Origin of the sequence: Brevibacterium casei CIP 102111, assembly GCF_900169275.1 — a bacterium.
GTDB classification, from domain to species: Bacteria; Actinomycetota; Actinomycetes; order Actinomycetales; family Brevibacteriaceae; genus Brevibacterium; species Brevibacterium casei.
Genome location: NZ_FXZC01000023.1, coordinates 1 through 1140 on the forward strand (window position 1 = coordinate 1; position 1140 = coordinate 1140).

Below are 1140 nucleotides of genomic sequence, written 5' to 3' on the forward strand. Positions count from 1 at the left end.
CTAGTGTCCTGCGCCTTAAATTCGGTCTGTAAGTTGTAGGATTGGAGTATGGCGCGAACTGGACGACCCAAGGCCGAACTGATCCTGACGGATGAGGAGCGGGAGCAGCTTGAGCGCTGGACTCGGCGTCGTAAGTCGTCTCAGGCGCTCGCGTTGCGCTCGCGGATCGTGTTGGCGTGTGGGGATGGCATGTCGAACAAGGACGTGGCCGCGTTGGTGGGTTGCTCGGATCCCACGGTGACGAAGTGGCGCTCTCGGTTCGTGGAGGCCCGTCTGGACGGTCTCGTTGATGATCCTCGCCCGGGGCGCCCGGCGACGATCACTGCGGAGCAGGTCGAGGATGTCGTGGTCGCGACGCTGGAGTCGACGCCCGCGAACGCGACGCATTGGTCGCGGGCGAAGATGGCCGAGCGCACCGGACTGTCGAAGTCCACGATCGGACGGGTATGGAAGGCGTTCGGTTTGAGACCTCACCAGGCGGACGGATTCAAGCTCTCTAACGACCCGCTGTTCGTGGAGAAGGTCTACGACATCGTCGGCCTCTACCTCGACCCGCCCGAATCCGCCGTCGTTCTTTCGGTGGATGAAAAATCTCAAGTGCAGGCGCTGTCGCGGTCACAGCCCGCGTTCCCGATGATGCCGGGCATGCCCGAAAAGCGCACGCACGACTACTTCCGACACGGCACGACGAGCCTGTTCGCGGCGATGAATGTCGCTGACGGCACGGTGATCGCGTCCACCCATCGCCGACACCGTGCGGTGGAGTTCAAGAAGTTTCTGCAGAAAATCGATCAGAACGTGCCCGAGCATCTGGATGTGCATGTTGTCTGCGACAACTACGGCACACACAAGCACCCGGCCGTGACAGCGTGGGTCGAAAAGCACCCCCGGTTCCACATGCACTTCACGCCGACGTACTCATCGTGGATCAATCAAGTCGAGCGGCTCTTCGCCGAAGTCACCCGCGAACTCCTCCAACGCTCAGATCACCGCAGCGTGCAAGCACTGGAGAAAGACCTCCGCGGCTGGATCAAAGCATGGAACGAGAACCCGAAACCCTTCATCTGGACCAAGACCGCCGACGAGATTCTCACCTCCATCGGACGACTTCTACAACGAATCAACGGCGCGGGACACTAG

The 1140-nt window shown here is 61.1% G+C and carries 1 protein-coding gene; it reads left to right on the top strand.

Translation table 11 applies throughout. The features are described 5' to 3' along the window. Positions 1-48: 48 nt before the first annotated feature. Positions 49-1140, top strand: coding sequence for an IS630 family transposase (locus tag BC102111_RS17490; RefSeq protein WP_009376884.1), 1092 nt, complete (start codon positions 49-51; stop codon positions 1138-1140).